This window comes from Campylobacter sp. IFREMER_LSEM_CL1085 (genome assembly GCF_025772235.1).
Classification (GTDB): domain Bacteria; phylum Campylobacterota; class Campylobacteria; order Campylobacterales; family Campylobacteraceae; genus Campylobacter_D; species Campylobacter_D lari_D.
The window spans coordinates 41732-57244 of the sequence record NZ_JAKMRU010000011.1 but is presented as its reverse complement, the minus strand read 5'-3'; the positions used below and the strand labels follow the sequence as shown (position 1 = coordinate 57244).

Annotated in this window: 19 protein-coding genes; 5 read left to right on the top strand and 14 right to left on the bottom strand. The window is 30.0% G+C overall.

Going from position 1 to position 15513, the window contains the following annotated elements; genetic code table 11:
* The 6 genes from L8W56_RS05875 to L8W56_RS05850 form a co-directional block, all read right to left on the bottom strand.
* Positions 1–752: hypothetical protein (locus L8W56_RS05875; protein ID WP_263659702.1), on the bottom strand; the 752-nt coding region annotated here is incomplete at its 3' end.
* Positions 742–1614 carry a GTPase Era gene (gene era, locus L8W56_RS05870; protein ID WP_263659701.1) on the bottom strand — a complete coding sequence of 291 codons (873 nt, stop codon included), beginning with the start codon at positions 1612–1614 and terminating at the stop codon, positions 742–744. The genes era and L8W56_RS05875, both read right to left, overlap by 11 nt.
* The gene (hslU, locus tag L8W56_RS05865; protein WP_133318898.1) at positions 1611–2930 is read right to left on the bottom strand and encodes an ATP-dependent protease ATPase subunit HslU; all 1320 of its coding nucleotides are present in this window, start codon (positions 2928–2930) and stop codon (positions 1611–1613) included. Before hslU ends, era begins: the two co-directional genes overlap by 4 nt.
* On the bottom strand, positions 2927–3469 hold the full coding sequence (gene hslV, locus L8W56_RS05860) for an ATP-dependent protease subunit HslV (protein ID WP_263659700.1): 543 nt from the start codon (positions 3467–3469) through the stop codon (positions 2927–2929). Before hslV ends, hslU begins: the two co-directional genes overlap by 4 nt.
* Positions 3469–3912: a 50S ribosomal protein L9 gene (rplI, locus tag L8W56_RS05855; protein ID WP_039618280.1), complete on the bottom strand. Its 444-nt coding sequence runs from the start codon at positions 3910–3912 to the stop codon at positions 3469–3471. Before rplI ends, hslV begins: the two co-directional genes overlap by 1 nt.
* An 11-nt stretch (positions 3913–3923) precedes the next feature.
* Entirely contained in the window at positions 3924–5144 is a 1221-nt protein-coding gene (locus tag L8W56_RS05850) for an argininosuccinate synthase (RefSeq protein ID WP_263659699.1), read from the bottom strand.
* A gap of 115 nt (positions 5145–5259) precedes the next feature.
* Here L8W56_RS05850 and L8W56_RS05845 point away from each other — a divergent pair, with 115 nt between their 5' ends.
* From L8W56_RS05845 to L8W56_RS05825, 5 genes are read left to right on the top strand one after another with little or no spacing between them, the layout of a single operon-like run.
* Entirely contained in the window at positions 5260–5508 is a 249-nt protein-coding gene (locus L8W56_RS05845; RefSeq protein WP_039618276.1) for an RNA-binding S4 domain-containing protein, read from the top strand.
* Positions 5505–5912 carry a tRNA (adenosine(37)-N6)-threonylcarbamoyltransferase complex ATPase subunit type 1 TsaE gene (gene tsaE, locus L8W56_RS05840; protein WP_220566375.1) on the top strand — a complete coding sequence of 136 codons (408 nt, stop codon included), beginning with the start codon at positions 5505–5507 and terminating at the stop codon, positions 5910–5912. The genes L8W56_RS05845 and tsaE overlap by 4 nt, the downstream gene beginning before the upstream one ends.
* On the top strand, positions 5905–6630 hold the full coding sequence (gene lptB, locus L8W56_RS05835) for an LPS export ABC transporter ATP-binding protein (protein WP_039618272.1): 726 nt from the start codon (positions 5905–5907) through the stop codon (positions 6628–6630). The genes tsaE and lptB overlap by 8 nt, the downstream gene beginning before the upstream one ends.
* The gene (locus L8W56_RS05830; protein ID WP_133318902.1) at positions 6630–7877 is read left to right on the top strand and encodes an RNA polymerase factor sigma-54; all 1248 of its coding nucleotides are present in this window, start codon (positions 6630–6632) and stop codon (positions 7875–7877) included. The genes lptB and L8W56_RS05830 overlap by 1 nt, the downstream gene beginning before the upstream one ends.
* A 6-nt stretch (positions 7878–7883) precedes the next feature.
* Entirely contained in the window at positions 7884–8501 is a 618-nt protein-coding gene (locus tag L8W56_RS05825; protein ID WP_258107345.1) for a YggS family pyridoxal phosphate-dependent enzyme, read from the top strand.
* Here the strand turns inward: L8W56_RS05825 and L8W56_RS05820 are convergent.
* From L8W56_RS05820 to flgA, 8 genes are read right to left on the bottom strand one after another with little or no spacing between them, the layout of a single operon-like run.
* A complete protein-coding gene (locus L8W56_RS05820; RefSeq protein WP_263659698.1) occupies positions 8494–9525 on the bottom strand; it encodes a UDP-N-acetylglucosamine--N-acetylmuramyl-(pentapeptide) pyrophosphoryl-undecaprenol N-acetylglucosamine transferase in 1032 nt (343 codons plus the stop codon). The genes L8W56_RS05825 and L8W56_RS05820 overlap by 8 nt on opposite strands.
* A complete protein-coding gene (cysE, locus tag L8W56_RS05815; RefSeq protein ID WP_133318905.1) occupies positions 9522–10124 on the bottom strand; it encodes a serine O-acetyltransferase in 603 nt (200 codons plus the stop codon). Before cysE ends, L8W56_RS05820 begins: the two co-directional genes overlap by 4 nt.
* Positions 10121–11950 carry a biosynthetic arginine decarboxylase gene (gene speA / locus L8W56_RS05810; RefSeq protein WP_263659697.1) on the bottom strand — a complete coding sequence of 610 codons (1830 nt, stop codon included), beginning with the start codon at positions 11948–11950 and terminating at the stop codon, positions 10121–10123. The genes cysE and speA overlap by 4 nt, the downstream gene beginning before the upstream one ends.
* On the bottom strand, positions 11947–13173 hold the full coding sequence (gene hisS / locus L8W56_RS05805) for a histidine--tRNA ligase (RefSeq protein ID WP_263659696.1): 1227 nt from the start codon (positions 13171–13173) through the stop codon (positions 11947–11949). Before hisS ends, speA begins: the two co-directional genes overlap by 4 nt.
* Positions 13166–13750 carry a dTMP kinase gene (gene tmk / locus L8W56_RS05800; protein ID WP_263659695.1) on the bottom strand — a complete coding sequence of 195 codons (585 nt, stop codon included), beginning with the start codon at positions 13748–13750 and terminating at the stop codon, positions 13166–13168. Before tmk ends, hisS begins: the two co-directional genes overlap by 8 nt.
* Positions 13741–14223 (bottom strand): pantetheine-phosphate adenylyltransferase, encoded by a 483-nt coding sequence (gene coaD, locus L8W56_RS05795; protein WP_263659694.1) that lies wholly within the window; start codon positions 14221–14223, stop codon positions 13741–13743. The genes tmk and coaD overlap by 10 nt, the downstream gene beginning before the upstream one ends.
* The gene (locus L8W56_RS05790; protein ID WP_263659693.1) at positions 14220–14798 is read right to left on the bottom strand and encodes a UbiX family flavin prenyltransferase; all 579 of its coding nucleotides are present in this window, start codon (positions 14796–14798) and stop codon (positions 14220–14222) included. Before L8W56_RS05790 ends, coaD begins: the two co-directional genes overlap by 4 nt.
* Positions 14795–15463 carry a flagellar basal body P-ring formation chaperone FlgA gene (gene flgA, locus L8W56_RS05785; protein WP_133318910.1) on the bottom strand — a complete coding sequence of 223 codons (669 nt, stop codon included), beginning with the start codon at positions 15461–15463 and terminating at the stop codon, positions 14795–14797. Before flgA ends, L8W56_RS05790 begins: the two co-directional genes overlap by 4 nt.
* Between the last annotated feature and the right edge of the window lie 50 nt (positions 15464–15513).

Here is a 15513-nt window from a genome sequence, read left to right as displayed (position 1 = left end):
TCTTGTAATTTTTCAACTTCTTGATTTTGTTTTTGATTTATTTTTGCTTGCTCTAAGATATCATCTTGGTTTTTGATTAAATTTTCATATTTTATTTTTTCTTTTTCATAAGATGATTTTTGCGTATATAAATACAAGGGATAAACTAAGGCTAGTAAAATCCCGCATGTAAAAGCTAATAAAATTTTAAAACTAAAAGATTTTAAATGATTTATTTTTGCTTTATTGGCAAAATTAATTTTAACTCGATCACATTTTTTTAATAATTTTTGATAGAAAATATTACTATTAAATTTATCAAAACTGCTAAGATTTTGAGTATCGTCTATGCTTATGATGTTTTTATATGTATTTTTTAATTTTTCATCATATATTTTACTATAAGTATTTAATGGCATAACTTTGCAATTTTGAAATTCACACCCCAAATACTCCACTAAAACTATGTATTTTTTCTTAAATAATAATGCAAGATTTTCACTATTTGTATCATTCCTAAAATACACTTCAAAGAGCAGGGGTTCTGGGATTACATAATCAACATCTAAAATATCTTCATATTTACACAAAAATACATGAGTAAAAGATTTATCTTGAAAATACTTTAGCTCATATGAAAAATCATCTTTAAGACCAAGTTCCTCAAAGCTCTTTTTTAAGATTTCATCTTCACTAATAGGATTTGTAAGTTTTACATATAAAAGTTTTTCATAAGTAAGAAAATCTTTTTTGATGATTTTTTTACTCATCATAAAGGATTTTTTTGAGATTTTGCTCGTTTTTATGCCAATTTTTTTCTAATTGAACGAACAATTTTAGCATTACCTTTTTTTGCGCTAATTTTTCTATTTTCATCCTAGCTTCTTTACCTATACGCTTAATTGTAGTTCCATCTTTACCTAGTATCATTCCTTTATGAGAATTACTATCTGTAATGATGATAGCGTTAATATAATAAATTTGCTCAAGCTCTTTGATTTTTTCTATTTTTACTTCAGTGCTATAAGGAATTTCATCACTTAAATTTTCATATATGGCTTCTAAAATAAAATCTCTATAGATATCCTTTTCATTTGTGGTAGTAATAAACTCAGGATCAAAATAATACGGATGTTCAGGCAAATACTTAATCATCTCATCTAAGAGAATTTTTTTATAAAATTTTTGCTTAGCAGAATAGGGGATAATGGCGCTAAAATGTGAGTTAAACTGAGAATACTCGCTTAATTTTTTAAGTAAGACTTCTTTTTTTACCAAATCAACCTTATTGATCAACACAATATGCGGCACTTTAGGATTTAAACTTAAAAAATTTTCATAATCTTTAATATCATCATAAATACTAGCCACAAATAAAATCACATCACAATCTGCAATGCTTTTAATCGCCAAATCAATCATAAGCTGATTCATAGCTTTAGAGCTTGCATGCAAGCCTGGTGTATCTATAAAAATAAGCTGATGATTCTCATGCATTATAATTGCATTAATCTTTCTTCTTGTAGCATTTTGCTTATGAGAAACCATAGCCATTTTTTCTTCTAATAAAGAATTAAGGATAGAACTTTTTCCCGCATTAGTTCTACCCACTATGCTTATAAAGCCACTTTTCACAAGATATACCTAGCTAAATCTTTATTTTCTATGATATCTCCAAGTTTAACTTGCACTTTAAAATCATCTATTTTATAAACTTTTCCAGCATATTCATCTGCTTCAAAACTAATATCTTCCAAAAGTTTTTCCACCACCGTGTGTAAGCGTCTTGCGCCAATATCTTGCATTTCTTCATTAGCCTTGCTTGCTATTTTTGCTATTTCTCTAATAGCCTCATCTTCAAAAACAAGCTCTACATTTTCAGTTTTTAAAAGCTCAATGTATTGTGTTAGTAATGAATTTTTAGGTCTTGTTAAAATAGCATATAAAGCATCCTCATCTAGCGAATCAAGCTCAACCCTTAAAGGAAAACGCCCTTGAAGTTCAGGGATTAAATCACTTGGCTTGCTTAGATGAAAAGCACCTGCTGCGATAAATAAAATATGATCAGTTTTTAAAGGTCCAAATTTAGTTTGTATAGTACTACCTTCAACTATAGGAAGCAAATCCCTTTGCACCCCTTCTTTGCTTGGATCTTGGCGGTTTGAATTTGAGCTTGAAACTGCTACTTTATCTATCTCATCAATAAAAATAATCCCTTCATTTTCAGCTCTTCTTAAAGCCTCGCCTTTAATACTTTCCATATCAAGAATTTTTTCACTTGCTTCTTGAGCTAAAGCTATTCTTGCATCTTTTACTTTCATTTCTTTTTTAACTTTTTTATTACCCACGCCAATAACTTTTACTATATCTTGCATAGCACCCATTTCAGGTGGTAAATTTGGATTAGTATCAAACACGCTTTGTGAAATTTCAACTTCTATTGTGCTATCATCTAAATCACCAGCTTTTAATTTCACGCGCATTTTTTCTAAAGAATTTTGATACTCTTCTTGTTTTTCTTCACTAACACCTTTTGGTAAAGGTGGTAAAAGTTTTTCTAAAATTTTATTTTCTATAAATTCATTAATTTTGTCTTTATTTTTTTCTTTTTCTTCGTTTTTTACTAAATTTAAAGCAGCATTAGCTAAATCTCTAACCATGCTTTCTACATCACGTCCAACAAAACCAACTTCAGTATATTTACTTGCTTCAACTTTTACAAAAGGAAGTCCCATCATCTTAGCAAGGCGTCTTGCAATCTCTGTTTTACCAACCCCAGTTGATCCTATCATTAAAATATTTTTTGGCATGATATCATCTTGAAGTTCAGGGCTAAGCTGCATTCTTCTATAACGATTTCTTAAAGCAATTGCTATGATTTTTTTGGCATTTTTTTGTCCAATTACATAATCATCTAAAAATTTTACAATCTCTTTTGGAGTTAAATTCATTTATCATCCTCAATTACATAAGTTTTAATATTTGTATTAGTATAAATGCAAATTTCACCAGCTATTTGCAAGCTTTCTTTGACTAATTCTTCTTCATCTAAATTTGAATGTTTGGATAAAGCTCTTGCAGCAGAAAGTGCATAGTTACCCCCACTACCAATAGCAGCTATAGCACCATCTTCAGGCTCAACTACATCTCCAGTTCCTGAAAGTAAAAATATATGATCTCTATCTAATACCAACATCATTGCTTCAAGTTTTCTTAGGTATTTATCCTTACGCCATTCTTTTGAAAAATCTATTGCAGCTTTTAACAAATCACCCTTAGAACTAGAAAGTAGTTTTTCAAACATGTCAAAAAGATTAAAAGCATCAGCGGTGCTTCCTGCAAAACCTGCTAATACTTTTCCATTGTTTAATTTTCTAATTTTAACTGCATTGTTTTTTAAAACAGTGTTTCCAAAACTTACTTGCCCATCTCCACCAATTACAGATTTATTTTTACCTTTATAAGCTAAAATTGTAGTTGCGTGAAACATTATTCTCCTTTAACTTCTAGCTTAAATACAGCATGAATTGCATGGCCTAATTTTGCTGAAATTTCATGCACACCAAGCTCTTTTATGGTATCACATTCTAAGCTTTTTTTATCAAGCTCTATACCTTTTTGATCTTTTAATGCATGTGCGATTTCATCTTTAGTAACCCCACCAAACAAGCTTCCATTAGCTCCCACAGGCTTAGCTATACAAATAGTGATTTTAGATAATTCCTCTTTTAATTTTTCCAAATTTGCAAGTTCAAATCTTAAATTTTCAGCCTTTTTCTTTTGCTCTGCTTCATATTGTTTTAAAACTTCATGTGTAGCAGCTTTGGCAAAACCTTTGGCAATTAAAAAATTTTGTCCATATCCATCTTTTACTTCTTTAACTTCTCCTGCTTTTCCTAAGCTTTTTACATCTTTAATTAATAATACTTTCATTGTTTTCCTTTTTAAAATTTTCTTCCATTTTTACCTGCGATGATAAATCTCAAAGCATTTAATCTTATAAAGCCTGCTGCATCTTTTTGATCATACACAGCATCTTCTTCAAAAGTACAATAAGCCTCGCTAAATAAGCTATCATTCGCACTTTCTCTGCCTATTACCATTACATTACCTTTATATAATTCAAGTTTAACTTTGCCATTTACATATTTTTGTGACTCATCAATTAAGGCTTGAAGCATTAATCTTTCAGGCGAGAACCAATAGCCATTATAAATTAAACTTGCATATTTTGGCATTAATTCATCTTTTAAATGTGCTGCCTCTCTATCAAGAGTGATACTTTCTATAGCACGGTGTGCTTTTAAAAGTATGCTTCCACCCGGAGTTTCATAACAACCTCTACTTTTCATACCCACATAGCGATTTTCAACAATATCAAGACGACCTATACCATGTTTTACACCAAGCTCATTAAGTTTTGCCAAAAGTTGTGCGGGAGACATTTTTTCTCCATTAATAGCACATAAATCGCCTTTACTAAACTCAAGCTCTATCACTTCGCTTTCATTTGGAGTTTCTTTTAAATCTTTCACCCAACGCCACATATCCGCTTCAGGTTTAGCAGCAGGATCTTCAAGTACTAAACCCTCATAAGAAATATGCAATAAATTTGCATCCATAGAATAAGGTGACTTACCTGGCTTTTTAGCTATATCAATACCATGTTTTTGTGCATAAGCTAAAAGTTTTTCACGGCTATTTAAATCCCATTCTCTCCAAGGAGCAATAATGGCTAAATTTGGATTTAGCGCCAAAGCACCTAATTCAAAACGCACTTGATCATTTCCTTTACCTGTTGCTCCATGACTAATAGCATCTGCATTGGTTTTATTTGCTATTTCTACCAAAGCTTTTGCTATCAAAGGTCTTGCTATACTTGTACCTAGTAAATATTCTCCTTCATAAATAGCATTTGCTCTAAACATAGGAAACACATAATCTTTTACAAATTCATCTTTTAAATCTTGAATAAAAATATTTTCTTCTTTTACACCCAAAGAAAGCGCTTTTTTTCTAGCAGGTTCAAGCTCTTCGCCTTGTCCAATATCTGCTGTGAAAGTTACTACTTCACATTTATACTCATCTTGTAGCCATTTTAAAATTATACTTGTATCAAGTCCGCCAGAATATGCTAAAACTACTTTTTTAATATCTTTTTTCATTGTCTTTCCTCTTTGTAAAAAAATGATTGTAAAATTTAACGAATTTAGCTTAATATAATGTAAAATATTTAGACATTTTATAACATTTTCTTGTATTTTTTGATAAAATATTTTTATGAGAATAGATAAATTTTTAAATGTAGTTAATATTACTAAGCGTCGTGCTATTTCAGAAGATATGTGTAAAAGTGGTGTAGTAAGTATAAATAATCAAGTAGTTAAAGCTAGTAAAGAAGTAAAAATTGGCGATGAAATAAGCATTAAATTTATAGAATATACTAATATCTATAAAGTTTTAGACATACCAACAACCAAAAGCATACCAAAAGCTATGCAAGAAAAATATGTGGTAAAAATCCAATGAAAGAAATGATTTTAAGCCAAAATGAGCTTTATAAGCTTTGTGAAATTTTACCTAAAAATGGAGTTATTTTACTTCAAGGGGATTTAGCAAGCGGTAAAACTACTTTAGTGCAAAATTATGCTCAATTTCTTGGAGTAGAAAAAACGCTTAATTCTCCTACATTTTCTATCATGCAAGAGTATGATTTTCAACAAGGTAAAATGTATCATTATGATATTTATCAAGAAGGTTTTGATGGGCTTTTAAAAAATGGCTTGATTGAAAATTTTTTTGAAGATGGTTTGCATTTGGTAGAGTGGGGTGATGAAAAATTAAAAAAATATTTAGATAAATATCAAATTTTTAATATAATTTTACAAATCATTCCTTATGAAAATAAAAGAAAGTATATAATACATGAGTAAGCTAGAAGCTAGAAATTTAGAAAAAATCATTAAAAAAACTAAAATCATACACGATGTTTCGCTAGAAGTGCAAAGTGGAGAAGTTGTAGGACTTTTAGGGCCTAATGGAGCAGGAAAAACTACGAGTTTTTATATGATATGTGGACTTATTTTGCCAACAAGTGGACAGGTGTTTTTAGACTCACAAGATATCACAAAAGAACCACTTAATAAAAGAGCAAAGCTTGGCATTGGGTATTTACCTCAAGAAAGTAGTGTTTTTAAAGACTTAAGCGTAGAAGAAAATTTACTTTTAGCCGCCCAAGTAATATATAAGGATAAAAATTTATTAGAACAAAAGATAGAACAAATGCTAGAATTACTTAGCATAGAACCTATTAGACACAGAAAAGGCATGAGTTTAAGTGGGGGTGAAAGAAGGCGTTGTGAAATCGCAAGATCACTTATGTGTGATCCTAAATTTTTACTTTTAGATGAACCATTTGCTGGGGTTGATCCTATCGCAGTGAGTGAAATTCAAAGTTTGATTAATGATTTAAAAGCTATGAATATAGGTGTTTTAATCACTGATCATAATGTAAGAGAAACTTTAGCAATTTGCGATAGAGCTTATGTGATTAGAAGCGGAAGGTTGCTAGCTAGTGGTAATGCTAATGAAATTGCGCATAATGAAGATGTTAAAAAATATTATCTTGGAAGTGAGTTTAGACTTGAATAATGCTTAAACAAAAAACCTCTATAACGCAAAAAGCAAAACTATCACAAACCTTAAGATCTTGGCTTCCTATATTGCAAGCTAATATTGAAGATCTAAAAGAAAGTTTAGATGAATTTGCTAAAGAAAATCCTTTTATAGAGATCAAAGAAAACTCAAGCATTACAAACAATCAAAACAAGTATTATCAAGAGTATTTTAGTAAAAATACCACCACGCAAATGATTGATGCAAAAAGCTTGGAAGTAAAAAATGTGTATGAACTTTTAAGTGAGCAAATCATACCACCATTTTTTCCTACTAAAAAATCCCAAACCATTGCTGAAAAAATCATAGAATGTTTAAATCATGAAGGTTATTTTGAGTATGATGAGGAAATTTTAGGTGAATTTGATCCTTTAGAAGTAGAAAAAATCAGGCAGAGATTTAAGTATCTTGAGCCTATTGGAGTAGGTGCAAAAGACAATCAAGAAGCTTTTATTTTTGCATTAGAGCATTTTGACTTAGATGATGAGCTTTATGAGTTTTGCAAAATGTTAATTTTAAATTTAGAAAATGCAAAAGATTTTATCAAAGATCCTTTGTATAAAAAAGCTATAGCGATAATTAAAAAAATCTCCATTCCACCTTTTTTGGAGTATTTTGAAGAGAGCATGGAAATCATTCCTGATATATTTATTTATCAAGAAAATGGTGAAATTAAAATTAAAATCAATGATGATTATTATCCTGAAATTGCTTTTGAAGCAGATGGTTTAGATCATGAGTTTTTAAGTGCTTATTTAAAAGATGCAAAAAATTTAATCGATGCACTAGCTATGCGTAAAGCTACCCTTTATAAACTAGGGCTTATGATTATAGAATATCAATATGATTTTTTCATGGGCGGGGATATCAAACCTATGCAGCTTAAAGATTTAGCACAAGATCTTGAAAGAAATGCTTCTACTATTTCAAGGGCAATTGCAAACAAATACTTAAGTTGCGATAGAGGTTTAATACCTTTAAAATCTTTCTTTACCACTGCAGTTGATGATGGTGAAACTTCTAATGCTACAATCAAAGATTTTCTTAGTAATTTAATTAAAAAAGAAAATCCTAAAAAACCTTTGAGTGATTTGAAAATTCTTGAACTCACTCAAAAAGAATTCCCAAGTGTGCAACTAGGACGTAGGACTATCACTAAATATCGTATGCAACTTGGTATAGGAAGCTCAAGTGAGCGTAAAAAATTATATGAATTGATGTAGGAAAAGATGAATTTAGAAAGTATTTTTGAAAAAACTATAAAACAAAATGTGCGTTTAGTAGCAGCTAGCAAGTATGTTCAAGATGAACAAATTCGAGAGCTTTTTAAGCAAGGTGTTGTAGAGTTTGGAGAAAATCAAGTCCAAGCTTTAGCTTTAAAAAAAGAAAAACTTCAAGATTTAGAAATCAAATGGCATTTTATAGGCAATCTTCAAAGTAACAAAATCAATCTTTTAATCAAACAAAACCCATTACTTTGGCAATCTTGCAATGGCTTAAAAATCGCCAAAGCCGTAGATAAAAGACTTGATTATAAATTAGATACTTTATTAGAAATCAATACTGCCAATGAAAGTTCTAAAAGTGGCATAGAGCAAAATAAGGCCATAGAAGAGTATTTACAAATACAAGAAGAGTGTAAAAATTTAAACCTTACAGGCATTATGTGTATAGGCTCTATGGATGAGGAAAAAGTTCAAGAAAGCTTTGAGCAAACTTTTAAAATCTATGAAATTTTACAAAAACACGGGGCAAAAATTTGCTCCATGGGTATGAGTGGGGATTTTGAACTAGCTATAAAATGTGGTTCAAATATGGTGCGTTTGGGGAGTATTTTATTTAAATAAACCCCATTTGTTTTGCTTTTTCTATCATAAAATCTGTGCCATTTTCGCTTTTTAATCCTTGCAAGGCTAAAGATTTTTCTTCTAATGAGAAATTTTCTACTAAATTTAAAAATTGATGTTTTTCTTCTTGGGTTAAAATTTCACATAAATTACGCTCTTTTAAATACAAAGCATTAAAATATTGATGATTTTTAACCGCATATGGATAAGGAATAAAAATACAAGGAAGTAAATTTGCACTAAGCTCAAAAAGACTACTTGCACCTGATCTTGATATAGCTAAATCTGCTTTAGAAATTTTATCTATAATGTTTTTATCAAAATCAAAAAGCTCTACTTTGACATTTAAATCCTCATAAGCTTTTTTACATCTTTCATAATCATTCTTACCACATTGATGAATGATATTTATACCTTTTTCTTTAAAGTATAAAGCATTTTCTAAAGCAAGGTCATTAATAAATTTAGCCCCTTGAGAGCCACCAAGAAAAATAATATTTTTTAATTCTTTTCTCACTCTTGCTTTTTGAGAAAAAATCTCGCTGATAGGATAAGGACAAAAGAAAGTATTTGCTTTGTTAATTTGATCATCAAAAGCAGTAAAAAAAGCTTTAGAAAAAGGCTTTAAAAGTGAATTTAAACTTCCTATTTTTGAATTTTGTTCATGGATTAAAAGTGGGATATTTGCCATTAAAGCACCAAAAGCGCCTGGGGCACTGCTATATCCACCCACACTAAAAACTACTTTAATATTATGCTCTTTTAAAATTTGTTTTGTTGTTCTTGCAAGTTTTAAAATATGTAAAAATGATTGAACTTTAGCTAAGCCTTTTTTATTAACAACGCCTTGAGAGCTTAGAAAATATTTTTTATAAAAACCATTTTCATTTTCAAACCAAAGTCTATCTTGGCCATTTTCACTTCCTATGTAAATACATTTTATGCCTTGTTTTCTTGCACTTTGCAATAAACATCTAGCTATAGCCAAATGCCCTCCCGTGCCTCCACCTGTAATTGCTATCATTTGTCCTCTTTATTTAGTTTTTCTTCTAAAAATTTAATTCTTTCCTCTAGTTTTTGAATTCTCTCTTTTTGGCTTATTTGAAATTCTTTAATATAAGCAGGTATACCAATAGCTGTTAAATTTGCCCCAACATCTTTTAATACAACTGCATTTGAACCTATTTTTGCATTTTTACCTATGGTAATATTACCTAAAATTTTAGCCCCAGAGCCTATGATCACACCATCTTCTATAGTAGGATGTCTTTTGGTATTTTTATCTAAACTTGTGCCACCTAAGGTTACTCCTTGATAGATAATCACATCATTACCAATTATAGCTGTTTCACCTACTACCACACCTATTGCATGATCTATGAATATCCTTCTACCTAGCGTAGCTCCAGGATGCAAATCAACCCCTGTTAAAAACTGAGAAATTCCACTAATCATTCTTGCTATGCGTTTATAATTTTTGATATAAAAAAAATGCGCAAAACGATAATTTACCACAGCCCAAACACCGGGATAGTTAAAAACTAATTCCACCCAAGATCTATATGCAGGATCTTTTTGCTTTGGCATAGAAAAATCTTCTTTGATTAGTTTAAAAATACTCATTTAGAACCTATACTTTTTAAGTATCCATTATCATTTAAAAATAAATAAATTTCACCCAAAATATGTTTTTTTTGATTTTCATTTACAAGTTTTGAAGCATAAATTTTTTCATTAATATTGTCCATAATTGCATGCACATCATAATCAAGATCTTCTAAGGTATCTAAAATAGATTGAGCCTCTAGCACGCTTTCTACTTCAAAACCCTTTTCATTAATACTTATACAAGCTTCAGTTGGATGTGTAAAAAGATTATGCTTCATGCCAAGCACTTCTTGATAAGCTCCCACTAGGAAAAATCCTAAAAAATAATCTTCAGCTTCTACATCAATATCATGTAAAAACAAAGGATTATCTTTAGAATAAGAAATTTCTCCATCGCTATCACAAGTTATATCCCATATACTTGCACTTCTAGTTGGCTTTTTATTGAGTCTATCAAGTGGCATGATAGGGAAATTTTGCTCTAAACCCCAAAAATCAGGTAAAGACTGAAATACTGAAAAATTCACTAAATATTTTTCTTGCACTTCATTTTGCAAACTCGATAAATCAGCTTGATCACCCACCAAAGAAATAGCTTTTCTCATAATCAAATGTACTAAAATTTCACTATTAGAGCGATCTTGTAAATCTACATAACCCAAATCAAACAAGGTTAAAATACTCTCCATATGATCAATGCTATCATGTAAATACTCAAGTGCATTAGAAGCTTTAATGTTTTTATACAAATCATAAAGTTCATCAATAAGTTTTGGGTTTTTATCTTTTAATAAAAGCTTGCTTTCTGTGTATTCTTGAGAAAAAAGCTCTAAAACAGGCGCTACTAAAACAGCATGATTTGCTGCTACAAAACGCCCACTTTCTATAAAAATATCAGGCTCTAAATCTTTTTTTTGTTCTGCAATACCTTTTAAAATAAACACAACATCGTTTGCATACTCACTTAAGGTGTAATTTCTGCTTGTTTCGTTTTTAAACTGAGAGTATTCTACCGCTAAACCTCCACCAAGATTAATAGCTTTTAAATTTTTTGCCCCCATTTTTCTAAGCTCGGTGTAGATATTACCCGCTTCATTTAGAGCTTTTTTCAAAGGATGAATTTCAGTAATTTGTGAGCCTAAATGAAAATGTATCATAGTAAATTGCTCTAAAAGTTTATTAGCTTTTAAAAGATTTACCGCTTCAATCAGTTCAGTGGATGTTAAACCAAATTTTGAATTTATACCACCACTTTTTGCCCAAATTCCTACTCCAGCTGAATGCAAACGCACCCTTAAGCCTATATTTGGCTTTGGCTTAAAACGATTTTTAGCAATTTCAATCATCGCTTCAAGCTCATTAAGTCCTTCCATAGTTAAAGTGATATTATGACCCATTTCACACGCTATAAAGCCCATATTTATGAGTTCTTTATCTTTAAAGCCATTAACTGTTATAGGTGCACCTTCATTGTTATAAGCCATAGCTAGCAAAAGCTCAGCCTTACTTCCTGCCTCTAAGCCATAGTTGTATTCTTTACCTAGATTAACTAAATTTTTTACAAAACCTGGATATTGATTGACTTTTAAAGGATATACAGCGTTAAAAGAACCTTTATAGTTAAATTCTTTTTTTGCTTTAGCAAATTTATTATAAATTTGCTCAATTTGCTTATGGATTAAATGAGGAAAACGAAGCAACAATGGCCCCTTATAACCATCATCGCGCAAAGTATTTACTATATCTATAATGGCAGGTTTTTTACCATGATTTACACATACTTTGCCATTTTCAATGATAAAATTATTTGCACCCCAAATATTAATACCATAATCAATCATAACTCATTCTCCAAATTTGCTAATTTTATATTTTTATTTTCTTTACTATCTAAATTTTTATAAAAAATCTCTTCTTTTTGCATTTCATCTTCGCCTATACACAAAAAGATTTTAGCATTAGCATTATCTGCTTGGTTTAAATGCTTTGCAAGTTTTTTTGCTTCATAGCTTAAATATACCTTATGTTTTTTTCTTAAAGTATTTGCTAATTTAAAAATAGTATCTATATAAGCTTCATCCATAGCACAAAGATAAATTCCTTCTCTTGATTTTACGCTTTGTTTTTGCTCTAAAATAGCCATAATCCTTTCTATACCCATAGCAAAACCCACACCATAACCACTTTTACCATCTAAATATTCAATCAATCTATCATATCTTCCACCACCTGCTACGGCAGCTTTTGCACCGATTTCATCGCTAACAAACTCAAATGCACTTTTAGAATAATAATCAAGCCCACGCACTAATTTTTCATCACATTCAAATTCAACATCATTTTCTTTTAAAAGTTTTTGCAATTTTTCATAATCTTTCTTACAACATGGACATAAATTTTCACTTAGTTTTGGCGCATTTTCGATTAAACTTTGACAATGATCATTTTTGCAATCAAGCACTCTAATAGGATTTAAGTCTTTTCTTCTTAAGCAATCTTCGCAAAAACCTTCTTTAGAATTTAAAAAAGCTATGAGTTTTTCTTTATATACACCCATACATTCTTTGCAGCCTAAAGAATTAATTTTCAAGCTTGTATGAATTTCTAAGCGTTTAAAAATTTCATTTAGCATTAAAATAATGCTCACATCCTCATACACACTTGCTACACCAAAGCTTTCTACTCCAAATTGATGAAATTCACGCAATCTTCCTTTTTGTGGCCTTTCATAGCGAAACATAGAGCCATGATAAAACCATCTTTTAACACTTTGAGCCTTATCCATTTTAGCTTCTATGTATGATCTTACCACCCCAGCTGTCCCTTCAGGCCTTAAACACACTTCATTGCCTGCTTTATCAACAAATTCATACATTTCTTTGCCAACTATATCAGAGCTTTCTCCAACACTTCTTTTAAAAAGCTTAGTAAGTTCTAAATGCGGACAATTAATAAAAGTAAAACCATAGTTTTTAGCTACTTCTTCACAAGTTTTTACCACTTTTTCATAAAGAGTAGCTTGATCATCTTGTAAATCTTTCATTCCTTTTAAAGCATTAATCATCTATAAATTCCTTAATTTTTTCATGTAAATTTTCAATACTCAAAGAAGCATCTAATTTTAAAATTTTTATATCTATCTTAGTTTTTAAAAACTCTAAAGTTTCTTCTAGGGCATTTTGTATATTTAAAAAATATTCAACCCCTCTTTTTTCAATACTATCTAGATCTTTTTTAGAAAGTCTTTGTGCGATAAGCTCTTTAGAGCCATGCAAAAACACAACCTTTTGTGGAAAAAGTCCACCTGTGGCGAAAGAATTTAACTCAAATAAAATATTTTGATCAAAATCACATCTTGCATAAGCCATATTAGAAATAAAACTACGATCTGAAATGATAAGTTTGTTTTTATTTTGTGCTAAATGCATGTCGATTAAATTTGCTCTATCTGCTAAAAAAAGCAAAAGCTCAGCCTTTTTAGAAAAATGTATTTTGCTTTCTAATAAAATTTTTCTCAAATGCACTCCAAGCTCACTTCCACCTGGTTCTTTAGTAAAAAATGCATTATGAAAATATTTTTTTAAAAGTTCTATCTGTGTGCTTTTACCCACACAATCAACCCCTTCAAAAGCTATATACAATCTCTCTCCTTTAATAAAGGTATAATTTCTTTTGGCACAAGCTTGCTCACATCACCATTATGGGCACAAATTGATCTTACTATGGAGCTTGAAATAAAAGAATTTTTTAAATTTGGCATAAGATATATAGTTTCAAAATCTTCCCAAAGCATGTGATTTGCATAGCCAAGTTGTAATTCATACTCAAAATCACTCACCGCTCTTAAGCCTCTTATAATGATATTTATTTGCAAATTTTTAGCAAGATCTACTAGTAAGTTATCAAAAGTTGTAATTTTAACATTTTTTAAGTCTTTTGTAGCAATTTTTACCATTTTTTCTCTATGTTCCAAGCCAAACATAGGCTTTTTGCTTTCACTTTTAGCTATAGCAACTACCACCTCTTCAAACATCTTGCTAGCTCTAATGATAACATCTAAATGTCCATTAGTGATAGGATCAAATGTTCCTGGATACACACAACTAGCCATCATTGCCACCTTTGGTATAAATTATGCTCGATATTTGCTAAATCAAGCCATTTTCCTATGATAAATTCATATAATTTTTCTAAATTATCAATCTTAGCATAACTTGCCATTACAGGAGGAGCGATGATAACTCCATAACTAGAAAGTTTAGCCATTTGTTCTAAATTTAAAGTAGAATAGGGCATTTCTCTTACTCCAAGTATGAGCTTTTTGCGTTCTTTTAAAGCCACTCCTGCAGCTCTTGTAAGTAAAGTATCATTTATACCGCAAGCAACTTTTGCTAAAGTATTAATCGAGCAAGGTGTGATAAAAGTCGTTTCTATGCCAAAAGATCCGCTTGCTACGCATTGACTAATGTCTTCATTATCTAAAAAATTTACATGTTCAAGCTCAAATTTATCTTTTATGTGTTGCAAAAAGTCTATATTTTGCAAAAGGGAATTTTCTTTTATAAAGCTTATTTTTGCATTTTTACTCACGATAGCATAAATTTGTCCTTTTTCTTTTAAATGTTTTAATAATAAAAAGCCAAGCTCGCAAGAACTAGCTCCACTAATACCTACTAAAATTTTTCTCATTTTAGCTCCACATAATTTTTACTAATAACTTTACCATGCACGACTTTTCCATCTTTATTTTTAAGGCGAATTCTTTGGTTTAAATTCCCACTTTGCAAGGCTTTTAATTCTATCATCATACTTAAATCCCCATCTTTGATGATACCATAAACAGAATCATTTCTTTGTATAAGGGTTTTGGTTTTAAACATATTATATTTTAAAATCATATTTTCTCTTATATTGCTTTTGGCTATTAAATTTGTGATTTCATCTTTTTTTAATACACCTTGAGGGGCTTTATCAAAAGGAATTTTTAAAATTTTAAAACTAGCAGGACTTAAATTTTCATTACGCGAAATAGGACGCGTAGTTTGCAAAACTTCTAATTTTGCCTTTAAAAAATACTTAAAAAATATATTTTTTTTAAACTGCTCTGGAGTTTTAAATTCAGCCTTTATAAAACCATCGGCTCTATCAAAATTATGATTACCTAGCTTTAAAAAAATATATTGATTAAAATCAGCAGGCAAACTTGATTGAGTGTTAAGATCCAAAGAAATGATTTCTAACTGCGGATAATTTATTTTAAATTCTTTAATCAAAGCTAATTTTACTTCATCAAAATTCGAAGCAAAACTTAAAGTATAGAAAAATAAAACTAGAATGATTTGTTTAAAAAACAATACAGCAACCTCTTATATAAAATATATTAATTATATAATACATCAAAAAA